Origin of the sequence: Streptomyces sp. NPDC051243, assembly GCF_044455405.1 — a bacterium.
Taxonomy (GTDB): Bacteria; Actinomycetota; Actinomycetes; order Streptomycetales; family Streptomycetaceae; genus Streptomyces.
The window spans coordinates 34,666-54,261 of sequence record NZ_JBITES010000015.1 but is presented as its reverse complement, the minus strand read 5'-3'; the positions used below and the strand labels follow the sequence as shown (position 1 = coordinate 54,261).

Sequence of the window (19,596 nt, the reverse complement as noted above, 5' to 3'; positions counted from 1 at the left end):
CTGCGTGGGCAGTAAGGGCCGGAACACAATGAGGACCATGGGACGCGGCAAGCTTCGGATCTACCTCGGTGCGGCACCGGGCGTCGGCAAGACGTACGCGATGCTGTCCGAGGCGCACCGCCGCGCCGAGCGCGGCACCGACTGCGTGGTGGCCTTGGTGGAGCACCACGACCGGCCGCGCACCGAGGTGATGCTGCACGGCCTGGAGCAGGTACGGCGCCGGGCACTGGAGTACCGGGGCACCTCCTTCACCGAGATGGACGTCGACGCCGTCCTGGCCAGACGTCCGCAGGTGGCCCTCGTCGACGAGCTGGCCCACACCAACATCCCCGGCTCGCGCAACGCCAAGCGCTGGCAGGACGTCGAGGAGCTGCTGGCGGCCGGGATCGATGTCATATCGACCGTCAACATCCAGCACCTGGAGTCGCTGGGCGACGTCGTGGAGTCGATCACGGGGGTGCGCCAGCAGGAGACCGTGCCGGACGAGGTGGTGCGCCGTGCGGACCAGGTCGAGCTGGTCGACATGTCGCCACAGGCGCTGCGCCGTCGTATGGCGCACGGCAACATCTACCAGCCGGACAAGGTCGACGCGGCCCTGTCGAACTACTTCCGCCCCGGCAATCTCACGGCTCTGCGCGAGCTGGCGCTGCTCTGGGTGGCGGACCGGGTCGACGAGTACCTGAACGCGTACCGCAGCGAGCACCGGGTGTCGAAGATCTGGGGTTCGCGCGAACGGATCGTGGTCGGGCTGACCGGCGGCCCGGAGGGGCGGACGCTGATCCGGCGGGCCGCGCGCCTTGCGGAGAAGGGCGCCGGCGGTGAGGTGCTGGCGGTCTACATCTCCCGCAGCGACGGCCTCACCTCCGCCTCGCCCAAGGAACTGGCCGTCCAGCGGACCCTCGTCGAGGACCTGGGCGGAACCTTTCACCATGTCGTCGGCGACGACATCCCGGCGGCCCTGCTGGACTTCGCGCGCGGGGCGAACGCCACCCAGATAGTGCTCGGCTCCTCCCGCCGCCGGAGCTGGCAGTACGTCTTCGGACCGGGCGTGGGCGTCACGGTGGCCCGGGAATCGGGCCCCGACCTGGATGTGCACATCGTCACGCACGAGGAGGCCGCCAAGGGGCGCGGACTGCCCGTGGCCCGGGGAGCGCGCCTCGGCCGGTCCAGGATTCTGTGGGGCTGGCTGGTCGGCGTCGGCGGGCCCGCGCTGCTGACCCTGCTGCTGACCCACGTCGACGCCGACCTGGGCCTCGCGAACGACATGCTGCTGTTCCTGACCCTGACGGTGGCGGCGGCGCTGCTCGGCGGGCTCTACCCGGCTCTGGCCTCGGCGGCGGTCGGCTCGATCCTGATCAACTGGTTCTTCACGGAGCCGGTGCACCGGCTCACGATCGCCGACCCCAAGAACCTGCTCGCACTCGTGATCTTCGTGTTCGTGGCGGTGGCGGTGGCCTCGGTGGTCGACGTCGCGGCCCGGCGCACCCACCAGGCGAACCGGCTGCGCGCCGAGTCGGAGATCCTCTCCTTCCTCGCGGGCAACGTGCTGCGTGGCGAGACCGGCCTGGAGGAGCTGCTGGAACGCGTCCGGGAGACCTTCGGCATGGAGTCGGCGGCCCTGCTCGAGCGGGCGGGCGACGTCGACCCCTGGACCTGCGCGGGCCGGGCCGGCCAGGGGCGTGAGCTCGCGCGGCCGGAGGACGCCGACGTCGACGTGCCGGTCGGCGACCACATGGCACTTGCGCTGACCGGCCGTGTGCTGCCCGCCGAGGACCGCCGGGTGCTCGCCGCGTTCGCCGCCCAGGCCGCGGTCGTCCTGGACCGGCAGCGCCTGCGTCACGAGGCCGACCAGGCCAAGGAGCTGGCCGAGGGCAACCGCATCCGCACGGCCCTGCTGGCCGCCGTGAGCCACGACCTGCGGACGCCCCTCGCGGGCATCAAGGCGTCCGTGTCATCGCTGCGGTCCGACGACGTGGCGTGGTCCGAGGAGGACGAGGCGGAGCTGCTGCTGGGCATCGAGGAGGGTGCCGACCGGCTCGACCATCTCGTGGGGAACCTCCTCGACATGTCCCGGCTGCAGACCGGCACGGTCACGCCCCTCATCCGCGACATCGACCTCGACGAGGTGGTGCCGATGGCGCTGGTCGGGGTGCCGGAGGACAGCGTGGAGCTGGACGTTCCGGAGACGCTGCCCATGGTCGCCGTGGACCCGGGGCTGCTGGAGCGGTCGGTGGCCAACCTGGTGGAGAACGCCGTCAAGTACAGCCCGGACGGCAGGCCCGTCCTCGTCTCCGCGAGCGCCATCGCCGACCGCGTCGAGGTCCGGGTGGTCGACCGCGGGCCCGGCGTCCCGGACGAGGCCAAGGAACGGATCTTCGCGCCCTTCCAGCGGTACGGCGACGCCCCGCGCGGCGCGGGGGTCGGGCTCGGCCTCGCGGTCGCGCGCGGCTTCGCCGAGGCCAACGGCGGCACCCTCAACGCCGAGGACACGCCGGGCGGGGGTCTCACCATGGTGCTCACCCTGCGGGCGGCTCCGCGTGGCGGGGAACCTCCTGGTCCGTGGGAGTCGACCCGTGCCGGCGAGCCCACCCACTCCGTGGAGGCCGGCGGTGCCCGGGAGGCCGGCCCGTCCGAGGAGCCTCCCGACTCCGACGGGCCTCCCCGGTCCGACCGGCCTCTGCGTTCCGACGGGCCTCCTCCCGCCGGCGGGTCTCCTCGTTCCGACGAGCCCCTTCACTCCGTACGACCCGAAAGGCAGACCACATGACCCGGGTTCTGGTGATCGACGACGAGCCGCAGATCGTGCGTGCCCTCGTGATCAACCTCAAGGCCCGCAAGTACGAGGTCGACGCGGCGCACGACGGGGCCACCGCCCTCGAACTCGCCGCCACCCGCCACCCCGACGTGGTCGTGCTCGACCTCGGTCTGCCCGACATGGACGGCGTCGAGGTGATCCGGGGGCTGCGCGGCTGGACCCGCGTGCCGATCCTGGTGCTGTCCGCCCGGCACTCCTCCGACGAGAAGGTCGAGGCGCTGGACGCGGGCGCCGACGACTACGTCACCAAGCCGTTCGGCATGGACGAGCTGCTGGCCCGGCTGCGGGCCGCCGTCCGCCGGGCCGAGCCCACCGGGGGCGGCGAGGACGACGTGATGGTGGAGACCGAGGAGTTCACCGTCGACCTGGCCGCGAAGAAGGTCAACAGGGGCGGAAGGGACGTCCGGCTCACCCCGACCGAGTGGCATCTGCTCGAGGTGCTGGTGCGCAACACCGGGCGCCTCGTCAGCCAGAAGCAGTTGCTGCAGGAGGTGTGGGGGCCGTCGTACGGGACGGAGACGAACTATCTGCGGGTGTACATGGCCCAGCTGCGCAGGAAGCTGGAGGCGGACCCTTCGCATCCGAAGCACTTCATAACGGAGCCGGGTATGGGGTACCGCTTCGAGAAGTGAGCCGGTCACAGGGGGCCGGTTCCCGTGGGCGCACCGGGGGTACGAAGGTGTCGGTGCTCCCCGGTACGCTTCAAGGCATGAGTGCTGTTCCTCGTTCCGAAAAGTCGGTGGGCCGGTTCCGGCGCATGCTCGACCGGCTCTCCTCGTCGCAGGAGGACCTGGAGTCCGAGGAGCTGCGGGAGGACGCCGAGACGGCCGGCTGTATCAAGATCGGTGAATGCCGTGACCGACAGATAGTGACCGTTACTGGTACCTTGCGCACGGTCACCCTGCGGCCGCGTGCCGGAGTCCCGGCCCTGGAGGCCGAGCTGTTCGACGGCTCCGCCGCCCTGGACGTGGTGTGGCTCGGCAGGCGCTCCATAGTCGGCATAGAGCCGGGGCGCCGGCTGATCGCATCGGGCCGGATCTCCATGAGTCGTGGCCGCCGGGTGCTGTTCAACCCGAAATACGAACTGAGACCCCTCGGACGGGAGTAGCCGGTGACGTCGCTCGACAAGCCGACCGAAGACACCACCGCAGACGCCGAGCAGGAGGCCCGGGCGGTGACCGAGGCCGCGCTGTTCGAGGCCTTCGGCGGCATGCGCGGCATGATCGAGACGGTGCTGCCCGGTCTGCTCTTCGTCACCATCTACACGATCAACAAGGACCTGCACCTGTCGGCGATCGCCGCGCTCGTGGTGTCCCTGGTGCTCGTGGTCGTACGCCTGGTGACGCGGGACACCATCAAGCACGCGTTCAGCGGTGTCTTCGGGGTCGCCTTCGGTGTCGTGTTCGCGATGATGACGGGCAACGCGAAGGACTTCTATCTGCCCGGCATGCTCTACACGCTGGGGCTGGGGCTCGCGTACATCATCACGACGCTGTGCGGGGTGCCGCTGATCGGGCTGATCCTCGGGCCGGTGTTCAAGGAGAACCTCTCCTGGCGCAAGCGGAACCCCGGGCGCAAGAAGGCGTATGCGAAGGCCAGTTACGCGTGGGGTCTGATTCTGCTCGCCAAGTGCGCGATCCTGTTCCCGCTGTACTGGTGGGCGGACACCACGCAGTTCGGGTGGGTGCTGGTGGCGCTGAAGATTCCGCCGTTCCTGCTGGCTGTGTGGCTGACCTGGGTGTTCCTGGCGAAGGCGCCCGCGCCTATCGATGTGTTCGCGGAGATGGAGGCGGCCGAGAAGGCTGAGCGGGAGGCTGCCGCCAAGGCTGCCGAGTAGGGCCTTGTCCTCAATCGCCGGACGGGTTGATACGGGTTGATACAGCCCGACGGTGTCGGGAATGCGCGAAGGGCGCCCTGTGAACCAGGGCGCCCTTCGGCGTCGTGGATCCCGTGAACCGGAGCCCGTCAGCCCGTCGCGTCCTCGCGCCGCACCGACAGCAGGTCCTCCAGCTGCTCCTCCCGCGCCTGCGCGGCCACGAACAGCAGCTCGTCGCCCGCCTCCAGGGAGTCCTCGCGGGACGGGGTCAGGACGCGGGTGCCGCGGATGATCGTCACCAGGGACGTGTCCTGCGGCCACTCCACGTCGCCGACCTGGGTGCCGGCCAGCGCCGACTCCTCCGGCAGGGTCAGCTCGACGAGGTTGGCGTCGCCGTGGCTGAAGCGGAGCAGACGGACCAGGTCGCCGACCGAGACCGCCTCCTCGACCAGCGCGGACATCAGGCGGGGGGTGGAGACCGCCACGTCCACGCCCCAGGCCTCGTTGAACAGCCACTCGTTCTTCGGGTTGTTCACCCGGGCCACGACGCGCGGGACGCCGTACTCCGTCTTGGCCAGGAGCGAGACCACCAGGTTGACCTTGTCGTCGCCCGTCGCGGCGATCACCACGTTGCAGCGCTGCAGCGCCGCCTCGTCCAGCGACGTGATCTCGCAGGCGTCGGCGAGCAGCCACTCCGCCTGCGGGACCCGCTCGACCGAGATGGCGGTCGGCGCCTTGTCGACGAGCAGGACCTCGTGGCCGTTCTCCAGCAGTTCGCCCGCGATGGAGCGGCCCACCGCGCCGGCACCGGCAATGGCGACCCTCATCAGTGACCGCCCTCCTCTTCGGGACCCTTGGCGAACGCCGCCTCGACCTTGTCGACCTCGTCGGTGCGCATCATCACGTGCACCAGGTCGCCCTCCTGCAGCACCGTCTGCGACGAGGGCAGCATCGCCTCGCCGAGCCGGGTGAGGAACGCGACGCGGACGCCCGTCTCCTCCTGGAGCCGGCTGATCTTGTGGCCCACCCAGGCGCTCGAAGCGTGCACCTCGGCCAGCTGGACGCCGCCCGTCGGGTCACGCCACAGCGGCTCGGCGCCGGACGGCAGCAGACGGCGCAGCATCTGGTCGGCGGTCCAGCGGACCGTGGCCACGGTGGGGATGCCCAGGCGCTGGTAGACCTCGGCGCGGCGGGGGTCGTAGATACGGGCCGCGACGTTCTCCACGCCGAACATCTCGCGGGCCACCCGCGCGGAGATGATGTTCGAGTTGTCACCGCTGGAGACGGCGGCGAAGGCGCCCGCCTCCTCGATGCCCGCCTCGCGCAGGGTGTCCTGGTCGAAGCCGACGCCGGTGACGCGACGGCCGCCGAAACCGGGGCCCAGCCGCCGGAACGCGGTGGGGTCCTGGTCGATCACCGCGACCGTGTGCCCTTGTTGCTCCAGGGTCTGGGCCAGAGCGGAGCCCACCCTTCCGCAACCCATGATGACGATGTGCACGGCGCTTACCCCGCACTCCTCGTGAGGCGTCTGACTTGCGTGAACGTGGTGCTCATAACCTTCTCTCGGTTCGCCGGGCAACAGACGCGGGCCGGTCGCGGACCGCTGGGCAACATCATGCCGGTGAATGCCGGGGATGATCCCTCGCGGTACGGATCGTGGACTCGCCTGTGCCTCAGTCCACCGTAACGTTCGCCTCTGACAGACCGACCGGGGAGTCGGGTAGTCCCGCTCGTCCCGTCAACGGCGGTTGAAGCTGCGCAGGCTCGCCAGTGCCAGGACGCCGAGGCCGGCGAGCGAGACGAGGGCTCCGACGAGCTGAGCGGTCGTCTGCGACATGAGGTCTCCCGGGTGTGATGAGCGTACCGACGCAGGTCATGGAGGCATGCGGATGCCTCCCGGTCCGGCGCCCGGCGCGATCGGGGCACGGAATTCACCCCCGCGCCGCTCGCGATTTCACCCGGATGTGCTCCGGACCAGGCCGGGGGCCTACGATTCTCTGTTGTGTCCAAACTGACCGACGTGCCCAAACGGATTCTGATCGGGCGCGCGCTGCGCAGTGACCGGTTGGCGGAAACGCTCCTGCCCAAGCGCATCGCACTCCCCGTCTTCGCCTCCGACCCGCTGTCCTCCGTGGCGTACGCGCCCGGAGAGGTACTGCTGGTCCTCTCCATCGCGGGCGTGTCGGCCTACCACTTCAGCCCCTGGATCGCGGTCGCGGTCGTCGTGCTGATGTTCACGGTGGTCGCCTCGTACCGGCAGAACGTGCATGCCTACCCCAGCGGCGGCGGCGACTACGAGGTGGCCACCACCAACCTCGGCCCCAAGGCGGGCCTGACGGTCGCGAGCGCCCTGCTCGTCGACTACGTCCTGACCGTCGCCGTCTCCATCTCCTCCGGCATCGAGAACCTGGGCTCCGCGATCCCGTTCGTCGTCGAGCACAAGGTCGAGTGCGCGGTCGGTGTGATCGTGCTGCTGACGCTGATGAACCTGCGCGGCGTCAGGGAGTCCGGCAGTCTCTTCGCGATCCCGACGTACGTCTTCGTCGCGGGCGTCTTCATCATGATCGCGTGGGGCGCGTTCCGCGGGCTGGTCCTGGACGACACCATGCGGGCGCCCACGGCGTCGTACGAGATCAAGCCGGAGCACGAGGGAATCGCGGGCTTCGCACTCGTCTTCCTGCTCCTGCGCGCCTTCTCGTCCGGCTGCGCCGCGCTCACCGGCGTCGAGGCGATCTCCAACGGCGTCCCGGCCTTCCGCAAGCCCAAGTCGAAGAACGCCGCGACCACGCTCGCGATGATGGGCCTGCTGGCCGTCACGATGTTCTGCGGCATCATCGGGCTCGCCATGGTGACCAAGGTCCGTATGGCCGAGAACCCGGCCGTCGACCTGCTGAAGGACGGGGTCGCGGTCGGCGCGGACTACGTCCAGAACCCGGTGATCACCCAGGTCGCCGAGGCGGTCTTCGGCAAGGGCAGCTTCTTCTTCATCGTGCTCGCCGCGGCGACCGCCCTGGTGCTGTTCCTGGCGGCGAACACCGCCTACAACGGCTTCCCGGTGCTCGGCTCGATCCTCGCGCAGGACCGCTATCTGCCCCGCCAGCTGCACACCCGCGGCGACCGGCTCGCCTTCTCCAACGGCATCGTGCTCCTGGCGGGCGCGGCCATGCTGCTGGTGTGGATCTACGGCGCCGACTCGACCCGGCTGATCCAGCTGTACATCGTCGGCGTGTTCGTGTCCTTCACGCTCAGCCAGACCGGCATGGTCCGCCACTGGAACCGCCTGCTGACCACGGAGACGGACCAGGCCAGGCGCCGCCACATGATCCGCTCCCGCGCGATCAACACCTTCGGCGCCTTCTTCACCGGACTGGTCCTGGTCGTCGTCCTCGTCACCAAGTTCACGCACGGCGCCTGGGTCGCCCTGCTCGGCATGGTGATCTTCTACGCCACCATGACGGCGATCCGCCGCCACTACGACCACGTCTCCGAGGAACTCGCCGCCCCCGAGGGCCCGAGCGACGACAGCGTACGGCCGTCCCGGGTGCACTCGGTCGTCCTGGTCTCCAAGATCCACCGTCCCGCGCTGCGTGCCCTCGCCTACGCCAAACTGCTGCGCTCGGACACCCTGGAGGCGCTCAGCGTCAACGTCGACCCGGCGGAGACCAAGGCGCTGCGCGAGGAGTGGGAGCGGCGCGGGATCGACGTACCGCTCAAGGTGCTCGACTCGCCCTACCGCGAGATCACGCGGCCGATCATCGAGTACGTGAAGGGGCTGCGCAAGGAGTCGCCGCGCGACGCCGTGTCGGTGATCATCCCCGAGTACGTGGTCGGCCACTGGTACGAGCACCTGCTGCACAACCAGAGTGCCCTGCGCCTGAAGGGCCGGCTCCTCTTCACGCCGGGCATCATGGTGACCTCGGTGCCGTACCAGCTCCAGTCCTCCGAGGTGGCCAAGGCCAGGGCCCGCAAGCGGCAGGAGTGGAACGCGCCGGGTTCGGTGCGGCGGGGGCCGGCCGAGGAGCGGGCGAAGGAGGCCGAGGCCCAGCGCTGACGCGGGCCGGCGCCCTGCCGGAACCACGTAGACTGGTGGGCTGTTGTCGGGCCCTCGGAGACCGCCGCTGAGGCCGTACCCCTTCCCGCCGTACCGTTTCTCGATCTGGAGTCACCCCACCATGCAGGCAGAACCGAAGAAGTCGCTGGTGGGGGAGGAGTACGAGGTCGAGATCGGCCCCGTCGCCCACGGCGGGCACTGCATCGCCCGCACCGAGGCGGGCCAGGTGCTGTTCGTCCGGCACACGCTGCCCGGCGAGCGGGTCGTGGCCCGGGTGACCGAGGGTGAGGAGGGCGATCGCTTCCTGCGCGCCGACGCGGTCGAGGTCCTGTCGGCCTCGAAGGACCGCATCGAGGCCCCTTGCCCCTTCGCCGGGCCCGGCCGCTGCGGCGGCTGCGACTGGCAGCACGCCAAGCCCGGGGCGCAGCGCCGGATGAAGGGCGAGGTCATCGCCGAGCAGCTGCACCGGCTCGCGGGGCTGACTCCGGAGGACGTCGGGTGGGACGGCACGGTGATGCCGGCCGAGGGCGACAAGCTGCCGGCCGGGCAGGTGCCGCAGTGGCGGACCCGGGTGCAGTACGCGGTCGACGCGGACGGCCATGCGGGACTGCGCCGGCACCGCTCGCACGAGGTCGAGCCGATCGATCACTGCATGATCGCCGCGGAGGGTGTCAGCGAGCTGGGCATCGAGAAGCGGGACTGGACGGGCATGGCGTCGGTCGAGGCCATCGCGGCGACGGGGTCGCAGGACCGGCAGGTGATCCTGACGCCCCGACCGGGCGCCCGCCTGCCGATCGTCGAGCTCGACAGGCCGGTGTCGGTGATGCGGGTCGGCGAGAAGGACGGCGGGACACATCGGGTGCACGGCCGTCCCTTCGTCCGCGAGCGCGCCGACGGCCGCACGTACCGGGTCGGCAGCGGCGGCTTCTGGCAGGTCCATCCGAAGGCAGCGGACACGCTGGTGACGGCGGTCATGCAGGGCCTGCTGCCACGCAAGGGCGAGATGGCCCTCGACCTGTACTGCGGCGTGGGCCTCTTCGCGGGCGCCCTCGCCGACCGGCTCGGCGAGAAGGGCGCGGTCCTCGGCATCGAGTCCGGCAAGCGGGCGGTGGAGGACGCGCGGCACAACCTGGCCGACTTCGACCGGGTGCGGATCGAGCAGGGCAAGGTCGAGGCGGTGCTGCCGCGTACGGGAATCACCGAGGTGGACCTGATCGTCCTGGACCCGCCGCGGGCCGGGGCGGGCCGCAAGACCGTGGCGCATCTGGCGGCGCTGGGGGCGCGGAGGATCGCCTATGTGGCTTGCGATCCGGCGGCGTTGGCTCGGGATTTGGGGTACTTCCGGGATGGGGGGTATCGGGTGCGGATGTTGCGGGCGTTCGATCTGTTTCCGATGACTCATCATGTGGAGTGCGTGGCGATTCTGGAGCCGGTGGCCAAGGGTTCCTGACCTTCGGGTTCGCCAACTGGATGGCTCCTTCTGCCTCTTGACGCTCAGGTGACGCTCGTGCTGAAACCTCGTCATGCCTGGTAGCCCACCGCGGACGGCCAGGCATGACGGGGCTTCCCGCGAGCGGTGCTGACTCCCAGAGGTTTGCTTGATGTGCCGGTCGCGTCTTGCGAGATCTGCCGCCTCGGTGACTCCCACACCGTGGGGCGCTGCCTTGACGGAGTGCGGGGTTGCGAACGCAGCAGTGCCCCGGCTCCGGTCCGACCCGGTTCCACCAGGCCGAGCCGGAACTCGGCGTCGGCCATCCGCAGCCCGCCGCGTCTCTAGGTGTCGGTGAAGGAGCCGCTCCGTGCGGCGTGACCGCCGATCGCGGCTCCGACCAGCCGCCTCTCGAAGGAGAGGAGTATCTGTTCGAGATCCGTCGCGTCGAACGACGTCGCATCAGTCCCGAGACTGATTCCGGCCGTCTCGGACATCCCCCACACATCGAAGCAGAGCTTTCCGGAGTACGGGTCGACGGGTTTGGGGAATCGTCTGTAACGGCTCGATTCCATGGCTCGCTCGATGTCCTGCTGTGCCCTGTCCGCGCGAGCTCGGATCAGCGTGCGGGGCGCTATGGGGCGGATGTTGACCACGTACGGGTTGTGGGCGGAGCGGCCCAGTTCGGCGGAGACCTCGGCCAGGGATCGGGCGTAGCGGTCGGGCTCCCGCAGGCTGACGGAGGAGGACCTGACGAGCGTCGCGTCGACGGCCCGGCACAGCGCCGGGAACCGGTCGCTGCCGAGGGACGTGTCGACCGGGACGAGGACCCTGCCGGCGATATGGGCCACCGCCTCGCGGGCTAAGGTGGTCTGCCGATTGGCCATCACGGTGTTGAACACGCAGTTGCCGATGCCGAGGTGCTCGGCGAGCGCGCACGCGTACGCGGCTTGCAGGACGGCGGCCACGGATGTCCGGTATCTCTTCGCCAGAGAGGCTGCCGCGAGCGTGACCGCCGACGAGTCGAGGCATACGAAGTTGTAGACGGCGTCCCCGTCGCGGCTCGCGGGCGCGTGGAGTTCGGGCATGACGGACTGACGGAGCATGGCCCGGTCATGGGTGTCGACACGATGGGCGTGCCGCAGCCCCGAGGGACTGGCTTCGAAGCTCGCGATCTGCCGCGGCTGCCACCCCGAACCGAGGTCGGTGCGCGGATCGGCGGCCAGTCGGGCGATGCGTTCGGCCAGGATCCGGGCGGCCGTCGTGTCCGCCGAGAAGTGATGCAATGACAGCGCGATGTGGATGGGCCTGCCGTCCGCTGTGACGACGGCGGCCCGCAACGGCAGGTCGTCCGGAGCGAATCCGGGCTCGGCCAGCCGGAAGGTGAAGGCGCTCAGCTCGTCGTAGGTCGCCGGGGCGTCGCAGGCGTACTCGTCGACCTGGAGCACCCCGGAGGCCACGACGACCGCGCGCGGGTGCCCGTCCGCGTCAGGTGGATACAGCGTGCGCAGCGCCTCGAAGTGGGCCATGACCACGGCGAAGGCGTGCAACACCGCGGCCATGTCGGGCGTGCCGTCGAGTGCCCGCCCCATCCGTACGTTCCTGTTGCGGGGTCCGTGCAGACGGGGGTGGCATCCCTCGCGTTCATGGGCCTTCTGCGACCACGTCAGTTCGTGCTCTCCAGCGGTGCCGGCGACGAAGACGACGTCATGGCGCGCGATCTGTCGCATACCCGCCCCGGCCCTCCTCCGCTACGTCGGCGGCGCGCCACGTCTCGTAGTGCGTGCCGCAAGTACGCCGACCGGACGGCGTGGTGGAGGCCCCCGATTCCCCACGCCGTACGGCGGTACGACGACGCGGCCGGAGCGCGGGCGCCCCATCTTCAGGCAGAGGATAGGTTCACGCGGACCGCGTGCGTCAATGCTCGGAAGGCATGGAATGCGGCAGCGGCAGACCGTTGCACCCGCGTCCGGCCGTCACCGTGTCAGACCGGTTTGTCGGACCGGTTGTCACCTTGTCCCGCCGGGCTTCACCGCATCCCACCGATCTCCACCCGGGCGGGGGCGGCGTACGGCTTTCCGTGATTTCCCTGTGGGGGTATCGAAGCGCTTCGATTTCTGTCTCGAGCTGAGCCCCGTGTCCATCACAGGTCGTCCAGCCGCAGCAAGCCGTTCTTCGAGCGCTGACGTTCCTCTCCGAGAGTGCGCCCAGAGGCCGGTTCACCTCGATCAAAGCCGTATGGAGGCCGGAGCGGTCAATCACCCTTGGCCGCGCCTGTTATCGAAAAGTGACCTGGACGGCCCGTTGTCGCGCCCGGAAACACGGTCTTAGTCTCACCGAAACGTCGAAGCGCATCGACGCCGCTTTCACCGCCAGTGCGGACTCACCCTCGGACGACTCAGCGTCGGCCGGCCGCCGGTCGGATCTCTCGAAAACGAAGGGCGGCAAACGGCATGAGCCTCGAGACGAACGGCCGAGCTGTCCTGAGCAGCACGAAAAGACCTGACCGCCGCGCTGCCCGCCCACGGCCCAGCCCGGTCGGCAATCCGGACATCGCGTCCGTCGGACTCCCCAACGGAGCGGTCACGGAGCCGGGTTACCTGACTTTTCCCGCGCACCCGAAAGGCAAGGACCCGTCATGACCCATGCCCCGCACCTCTCCCGCCGAGGGCTGCTGGCCGCCGGGACGGCCGCGGCCGCACTCCCCGTGCTCGCCCCCTCCACTGCCTCCGTCGCGACCACCCGCGCGGCCGGGAAGGTCAGACGCACGCCCTACACCTTCCGCAACGCGGAAATAGTCGGCGGCGGCTTCGTCACGGGCATCGTCTTCAACCAGCGCGAACCCGGACTGGTGTACGCCCGTACCGACATCGGCGGCGCCTACCGCCTCGACACGGCGTCCCGGCGGTGGATTCCCCTCACCGACTGGATCGGCTGGGACGAGTACGGACACACCGGCATCATCAGCATCGCCACCGACGAGGTCGACCCCGACCGCGTCTACCTGGCGGCGGGCACCTACACCATGCCCGAATGGGACCCGAGCATGGCGGCGATCCTGCGCTCGACCGACCGCGGCCGCACCTGGAAGACCACCCCGCTGCCGTTCCGGCTGGGCGGCAACATGCCCGGCCGGGGCATCGGCGAGCGGCTGGTGATCGACCCCAACCGCAACAGGATCCTCTACCTGGGAGTGCGCGGGGGCCACGGGCTGTGGCGCAGCACCGACCACGGCAAGACGTTCGCGAAGGTGACGAGCTTCCCCAACGCGGGCAACTTCGTCATCGACCCTTCCGACCCCGACGGCTACAACGGCGACAACCTGGGCGTGCTGCAAGTCGTCTTCGACAAGCGCACCGGCAGAGCGGGGAAGGCCACCCGGACCATCTATGTCACGGTCGCCGACAAGGACAACATCCTCTACCGGTCGACCGACGCGGGAGCGACCTGGGAACGCGTCCCCGGGCAGCCCACCGGCTTCATCCCGCACCACGCGGTCTTCGACCACGTCGGCGGCTGCCTGTATCTGGCGACCAGCAACACCGCCGGCCCCTACGACGGCTCCAAGGGCGACGTGTGGAAGCTGGACACCGCCACCGTCACCTGGACCCGCATCAGCCCGGTCCCGTCCACCAGCGACGACAACCAGTACGGCTACAGCGGACTGACCATCGACCGGCAGAACCCGAACATCCTGATGGTGTCCACCCAGGTCAAGTGGTACCCCGACTGCATCCTCTTCCGTTCCACCGACGGCGGCGCGAGCTGGACCCGCGCGTGGGACCTGGGCCCGAACTCCGAGCGCACCCTGCGCTACGACATCGACATCTCCGCCGCCCCCTGGCTGACCTGGAACGCCTCGCCGTCGTTGCCCGAGATGGCCCCCAAGCTGGGCTGGATGATGGAGTCCGTCCAGATCGACCCCTTCGATTCCGACCACTTCATGTACGGAACCGGAGCGACGATCTACGGCGCGGACAACCTGACCGACTGGGACAGCGGCGGCACGGTGCACCTGTCCGTGCGGGCCCAGGGGCTGGAGGAAACCGCCGTCATGTGCGTGATCAGCCCGCCCGTGGGCGCGGCGCACCTCTTCTCCGGCGTGGGCGATGTCGGCGGCTTCCGGCACAAGGATTTCCGCAAGGCGCCGAAGATGTACGACAGCCCGACCTTCGGCGGCACCCCGGCCCTGGACTACGCGGAGCTGGCGCCCCACACCATCGTGCGGGTCGGCCACCCCACCAGCGGTTGGACGCAGCACTTCGCCGTCTCCACCGACAGCGGCGACACCTGGACGCCGTCGCGCAGTGAGCCGGCCGGTGTCACCGGGCCCGGAGTCGAGGACCAGGCCGTCGCCATCAGCGCCGACGGCAGACGGATCGTCTGGTCCCCGGCCGGTGCGCCGGTCAGCTGGTCCGACGACCACGGAGCGACCTGGACGGCGTCGAAGGGGCTGCCGGCCGGGGCCGCCGTACGCTCCGACCGGGTGAACCCGGCGAAGTTCTACGCCTACGACTCCGGCGTCTTCTACCTCAGCACGGACGGCGGCCAGAGCTTCGAGGCCACGGCGGCGACCGGTCTGCCCACCGCGGGGAACGTCCGGTTCAAGCCGGTACCGGGCCACGAGGGCGACATCTGGCTGGCCGGCGGCACCGACAAGCCCACCACCCCCACGCCGTACGGGCTGTGGCGGTCGACCGACTCCGGAACGTCCTTCACCAGGTTCGAGGCGGTGGACGAGGGCGACGTCGTCGGATTCGGCAAGGCCGCGCCCGGCGCCACGTACCCCGCCGTCTACACCAGCTCCAAGATCCACGGCGTGCGCGGCATCTTCCGTTCCGACGACGCGGGCCGGACCTGGACCCGCATCAATGACGACCGCCACCAGTACGCCTGGACCGGCAACACCATGACCGGAGACCCCCGGGTCCACGGCCGCGTCTACTTCGGGACCAACGGACGCGGAGTCATCTACGGCGACCCGAGTGAGGTCTGACTCCCGGTCACCGCGATCCGCACCCGCCGTCCCGAAGGGGAGACGGACGTAGCCCTGCCGTCAAGGCAGGACGACCGACCTCTCCTCTCCTGTGTGATCCCCCCACTCAGCACACATTCCGGAGGGCTGATGAAATTCCGTATCGGCTGGGCCGCGCTTCTCGCGGCTCTGGCTCTCGTCTTCACCCTGCCGAACTCGGCACTGGCAGCGTCACAGACGTACTGGTTCAAGCACTACTCGACCGGCGGCAACGCCTCGACGTGGTACGCCAACGACAACTCCTGGGGTGTGAACTCCCCGACCGGCACCGGCTTCGTCGCCATGGTCAACGGCAAGGACTGGGGCTGGTCGTCCCCGGTGACCACACTCCCCAAGAAGATCGGCGCCGTAAACCCCAACAACAACACGTGGTTCAGCCAGTCGGCGTGGCCGAAGTCCGGCTCGCGCTACAACGCCACGTACGACATCTTCATCGACCCCTACCCCGAGCCGAACAACCGCAACTCCAAGACCGAGCTGATGATCTGGCTCAACTGGTCCAACACCCAGCCGTTGGCAGACCGCTACGACGGGAACGGCAACGCCATCCCGACCGTGACCAACGTCAGCCTGGCCGGTCGCAGCTGGGACATCTACGACTACCACTGGCCGAACGGCGACCACACCCTCAGCTTCCTGGACAGGAGCAGGTCCGGCTGGTGGTCCGGCAGCCTCACCCCGTTCTTCAACTACGGCCTCAACAAGGGCCTCTACACCAACGACCACTACCTCAACAGCGTCATGGCCGGCTGGGAATTCGGGCCGGGTGACTACACCGCTCACTCCTGGGGCGCCGTGGGCTTCTGACGCCGTCCCACGCAGAAGGGCGGACCGGTGACCGGCCGCCCTCTGCCGGAAAGTACCGCCCGACTCTTCGTACGGAGGGTCGGGCGGCCCGGGAGCAGCGCCCGCCTCCCCACAGGGCGGCATCGTCAGGACCACACGCTGCATCACTGACCGCCTGGGCGGGCTCGCCCTAGGAAAACCGCATGACGCATCACCGGTGAGAACCAGTCGCGAGCCGCACGCCGTAAGGCCTCTGGAGTGCAATCGGGGCAACACCGTCCGGAACGCCGGAGTGTCGCCGCAGCGTGTCAGCCGGGGCGGACGCCGGTCGCTGAGAGCGGCTGAGGGTCGTAGCAGTCGCAGGCGAGGACTGTGGCGGCGGCCGACTTGGCCGGGGGTACCTCGATCAGCGCGGTCATGCTGTACACCACGTCAACCTTGCGCCAGCTCTCGCCTCCACCGCCGAGTAGCGCGTCGATGTCCGAGCCTTCGTCGAACTGCATCGTGTCCGACGGCGTCCTTCCCTCCGCGTGGTACTCCTGGACGAACTGGCACGCGACGAGGGAACTTCCCGTGACGAGGCGGAAGACGGGGAGTGGTGTGCCTGTTGTCCTGGTGCTGAAGCGCCGGGTGAGGCTGTCGCTCGCCCATGCGTTGTAGTGCCGGACGACGCCGCTCGTGAACCCGCCTGCCGTGAAGCGGGCATCGACCGGGCGTCCGTGCGGCAGTGTGAAGCTGAGGTAGTCGGCGAAATCGTTGCATGCCGAGCGGTCTGACGCCTCGGCCGGTGAGAGCCGTACTGCTCCCGAGGCGTCGCGGTGTACGTCGGGGAGTTGCTTCGGTTCCACAGACACGAGGCCCTCTTCGCTCTCGGCTGGTGCAGGAGTCGGTGATGCTTCCGAGGCTGCGGACTCCTTGACGGGTTCGGTCACTGCGAAGGTGTCCGCGGTGGCCTTCCACGGCGCGTCCGCCTCCGGCTGGACGAAGTAGAAGATCACCGAGCTGCGGTCGTCCTCCTCCCCCTCCTTTTTGCTGGTCACGGCGAAGAACCGCGGATACCTGTTCGGGTCCTTGACCGCCGGGATGAGATATCGGGGCTTCGTGAAGTGAGTGGCGCTGCCCCCGATCTTCGCCTCGCGGTAGAGCCGGTATACGGCAAGCGACTCCTTGAGCAGAACTCCGGCCTGCACCTTGCGGACGGCCGAGTCGTCCAACGCGGCGTCGGCGGCGGCGCTTCCACGGTCGAACTGCTCGAAGACCTGCCGGGCCTGTGCCGTCGTGATGACCGGTACTCGTGCGGAAGCGGACGGCGGTGCTGCGTCTTCCTGCGAGGAAACGTCCGCGGACGACGTGCAGCCGACCGACAGCGCCAGCAAGGTCACCAGACCGGCTGCTCCGAGCCGAGTGGTTGAGCGGGTCACAGTTCGCTGCCTCCCCGTGCATGCGTGACTCCTGTCAGACGCAGGAGAAGTCACCGGCCCCCGCCGTAGGGCCTGTGGTCTTCGGACCGTTCTATACGCGGGTGGCCGGGAGGGGTCCCCGCGCGGGCCTGTTCTCTCTCTCCCCGGTCGCGACCGGCTCGGCTGCCGGCGGATGATGGGGCGGTGCAGCTCCCCTACGTCTACTGCGTCACCAAGTACGACCCCGCCGACCGTGACGAACACGGGCACTACACCGGGAGTGAGGACACCGTCAGCGATCACGGCGAGGTCGAGGCGTCCTATCTCCGGGCGGTCGCGGCCTTCGCCGGGGACACCGGCGTCGATCACCTGGCCGTACGGGAACCCCAGATCCCGTCCTTCGTGCACTTCGGTGCGGAGCCTGCGGTGGACGGCTTCGGGTTGGACGGGCTCTTCCCTGCCGGCCCTGCAGGTTTTCACGACGGGGCGGAAGTACCGCTCGACATCGGGCTGCAGCTGGTGCGCGCCATGTTGCGCGACAACGGCGCCTGGTGCCGGCTGGAGGTGGAAGGCACGTTCGCGGTCCATGTGGGATGGGACCAGTACCTCTACATCAGCAGCAGCCGGCCTTGCGAGGAAGCGTTGGCCCACACCCGGGAGCTCGGACTGTTCCCCGTACGCTTGGACGCCTCCCCGTACGCCTTCGAGGACGAGGAGGAGCAGGTCGTCCAGCGGCCCGGCGATGACGACTTCTGGGCCGACCTGCACAGGGCAGTCGTCACCGGCCGTGCAGGAATCCTGGAAGAGACGTATCTCGAAGGTGCCTCACGATGGCACCACCTCACCGACGACACCATCGACGCCGTGCGCGTCGGACTGGCTCCGCGGGCCCGTCTCGCCGTCTGGCCGTCCCTGTCCACCGACATCGACGCCGTCCTGAGCGCCCTGCCCGCTGATGGCCTCGTGGAAGGCGTGTGGCAGGACGACGAGGGCATCATCCGCAGCGCCATCGCCGACGAGGACGAGTTCCCCGATGACCGCCCGGATATCCCGTGCTCATGCCGCCGCGCTCCTGTCCGTGTATGCGGGCGAACGTGTGCCGCTGTGCACTGCTGTGATGCCCGACAACGACGGGGTCCTACGGGCTCGTTGGCGAACCGAGCCGACGCCGGGCGATCGCGACTGGGCACTTCGTCAGCCCCAAGGGTGAGCGCTTCGACCGGCCTGTCTCAGCCACGGAATCCGAGCCCGGCGCTGCTGCGGCTGCTCGCTGCGGCAGCGCAGCAGCGCGGCCGGCTTTCTCATGTCCCGGCGGTCCTGCGGCAGCGGCGCTCGGATCCCAGGCGTGCGAAGTAGTCGATGAGGTCCGGGTTGTCTACGGCGGCGGGGTTGACGACCCGGACGGGGGGAGGCCCCGGTGCGGATGGCCTCCTTGATCCTCTCGCGCAGGGCGTCGTCCAGGGTCACTTCCGCGGCCGGGACCACGAAGAGCGGCATCCAGTAGCCGCCGTCGGGTTCCTCCGCGCCGATGACGAGGGCTTCGGTGATCTCGGGGAGGCGTTCGACGACGTCGTGGATGTCGGCGCTGCCCAGGCGGACGCCGTTGCGGTTGAGCGTGCTGTCGGAGCGGCCGTGGACGATCACCGAGCCATGCCCCGTGAGGGTGATCCAGTCACCGTGCCGCCAGATGCCCGGGTAGGAGGAGAAGTAGGCGTCGCGGTAGCGGGTGCCGTCGGGGTCGTTCACGAATTACAGCGGCATCGACGGCATGGGGCGGTTGACGACCAGCTCACGCTGATGGAGGCCAGGAGCACCCGTTCCCCCACATGGTCGCGGACCCAGGGGTGGGCGGAGGCCGGCAGGGCCGAGCCGGTGCAGCCGACCACGCGGATCGACGACAGGTCGTGCCCGGAGGGGTCGATGCCGAAGTTGGCCGTGCCCAGCAGGTACTGGGGGCTGGTACCGAAGACGGTGACCCGGTGGCGGGCGGCCAGTTCCCACAGGACGTCGAGCTTGGCGAAGGGCGCCGGGCTGCCGTCGTACGTACACGTCGTCGCGCCGGTCAGCAGGGTCGAGGCGACCAGGTTCCACATCATCCAGTGCGTGGTGGTGTACCAGAGGAGACGACCCACAGGGGCTGGTCGAACGGCACCGGCGTGCAGAGGAGTTCCTCGGCGCGGGTGGCCGCGTCCTCCCACGGGACCACCAGCGAGGAGTACGCCCTCGACGGCCACGGCAGGCCCCGAGTCCGAACTGGGCGTCGG

General features: G+C 69.5%; 13 protein-coding genes and 1 pseudogene. 9 read left to right on the top strand and 5 right to left on the bottom strand.

The genetic code is table 11. The features are described from left to right. Positions 1-37: 37 nt before the first annotated feature. The 4 genes from ACIBAG_RS33440 (at position 38) to ACIBAG_RS33425 (ending at position 4,652) form a co-directional block, all read left to right on the top strand. The gene (locus ACIBAG_RS33440) at positions 38-2,767 is read left to right on the top strand and encodes a DUF4118 domain-containing protein (RefSeq protein WP_399110314.1); all 2,730 of its coding nucleotides are present in this window, start codon (positions 38-40) and stop codon (positions 2,765-2,767) included. Then, entirely contained in the window at positions 2,764-3,447 is a 684-nt protein-coding gene (locus ACIBAG_RS33435; RefSeq protein ID WP_399110312.1) for a response regulator, read from the top strand. The genes ACIBAG_RS33440 and ACIBAG_RS33435 overlap by 4 nt, the downstream gene beginning before the upstream one ends. A gap of 77 nt (positions 3,448-3,524) precedes the next feature. After that, a complete protein-coding gene (locus ACIBAG_RS33430) occupies positions 3,525-3,923 on the top strand; it encodes an OB-fold nucleic acid binding domain-containing protein (protein ID WP_399110310.1) in 399 nt (132 codons plus the stop codon). A 3-nt stretch (positions 3,924-3,926) separates the two neighbouring features. Further along, positions 3,927-4,652 (top strand): DUF3159 domain-containing protein, encoded by a 726-nt coding sequence (locus ACIBAG_RS33425; RefSeq protein WP_399110308.1) that lies wholly within the window; start codon positions 3,927-3,929, stop codon positions 4,650-4,652. Between the two features lie 128 nt (positions 4,653-4,780). Here ACIBAG_RS33425 and ACIBAG_RS33420 read toward each other — a convergent pair whose 3' ends face one another. Together ACIBAG_RS33420 and ACIBAG_RS33415 are read right to left on the bottom strand one after the other, a co-directional pair. Continuing rightward, positions 4,781-5,458: a potassium channel family protein gene (locus tag ACIBAG_RS33420; protein WP_399110306.1), complete on the bottom strand. Its 678-nt coding sequence runs from the start codon at positions 5,456-5,458 to the stop codon at positions 4,781-4,783. Continuing rightward, positions 5,458-6,129: a potassium channel family protein gene (locus ACIBAG_RS33415; protein ID WP_399110305.1), complete on the bottom strand. Its 672-nt coding sequence runs from the start codon at positions 6,127-6,129 to the stop codon at positions 5,458-5,460. The genes ACIBAG_RS33420 and ACIBAG_RS33415 overlap by 1 nt, the downstream gene beginning before the upstream one ends. A 504-nt stretch (positions 6,130-6,633) precedes the next feature. Between ACIBAG_RS33415 and ACIBAG_RS33410 the strand changes: the two genes are divergently transcribed. Both ACIBAG_RS33410 and ACIBAG_RS33405 read left to right on the top strand, forming a co-directional pair. Continuing rightward, complete coding sequence (locus ACIBAG_RS33410) at positions 6,634-8,682, top strand: APC family permease (protein ID WP_399110303.1); 2,049 nt, start codon at positions 6,634-6,636, stop codon at positions 8,680-8,682. Positions 8,683-8,803: 121 nt separating this feature from the next. Continuing rightward, a complete protein-coding gene (locus tag ACIBAG_RS33405; RefSeq protein WP_399110301.1) occupies positions 8,804-10,132 on the top strand; it encodes a class I SAM-dependent RNA methyltransferase in 1,329 nt (442 codons plus the stop codon). Between the two features lie 323 nt (positions 10,133-10,455). On the opposite strand, the gene ACIBAG_RS33400 is transcribed toward ACIBAG_RS33405, so the two are convergent. Beyond that, the gene (locus ACIBAG_RS33400; RefSeq protein ID WP_399110299.1) at positions 10,456-11,841 is read right to left on the bottom strand and encodes a condensation protein; all 1,386 of its coding nucleotides are present in this window, start codon (positions 11,839-11,841) and stop codon (positions 10,456-10,458) included. 908 nt (positions 11,842-12,749) lie between these two features. On the opposite strand from ACIBAG_RS33400, the gene ACIBAG_RS33395 reads away from it, so the two are divergent. Both ACIBAG_RS33395 and ACIBAG_RS33390 read left to right on the top strand, forming a co-directional pair. After that, a complete protein-coding gene (locus ACIBAG_RS33395) occupies positions 12,750-15,107 on the top strand; it encodes a xyloglucanase (protein WP_399110298.1) in 2,358 nt (785 codons plus the stop codon). Positions 15,108-15,236: 129 nt separating this feature from the next. Beyond that, positions 15,237-15,953 carry a cellulase B precursor gene (locus ACIBAG_RS33390; protein ID WP_399110297.1) on the top strand — a complete coding sequence of 239 codons (717 nt, stop codon included), beginning with the start codon at positions 15,237-15,239 and terminating at the stop codon, positions 15,951-15,953. A 287-nt stretch (positions 15,954-16,240) separates the two neighbouring features. Here the strand turns inward: ACIBAG_RS33390 and ACIBAG_RS33385 are convergent, their stop codons facing one another. Beyond that, a complete protein-coding gene (locus ACIBAG_RS33385) occupies positions 16,241-17,353 on the bottom strand; it encodes a hypothetical protein (RefSeq protein ID WP_399110295.1) in 1,113 nt (370 codons plus the stop codon). A gap of 183 nt (positions 17,354-17,536) precedes the next feature. Here ACIBAG_RS33385 and ACIBAG_RS33380 point away from each other — a divergent pair, with 183 nt between their 5' ends. Continuing rightward, a complete protein-coding gene (locus ACIBAG_RS33380) occupies positions 17,537-18,688 on the top strand; it encodes an RNA-binding protein (protein WP_399110293.1) in 1,152 nt (383 codons plus the stop codon). On the opposite strand, the pseudogene ACIBAG_RS33375 reads toward ACIBAG_RS33380, so the two are convergent. Further along, positions 18,634-19,574, bottom strand: a pseudogene (locus ACIBAG_RS33375) (AMP-binding protein); the annotation flags it as partial. The gene ACIBAG_RS33380 and the pseudogene ACIBAG_RS33375 overlap by 55 nt on opposite strands. Between the last annotated feature and the right edge of the window lie 22 nt (positions 19,575-19,596).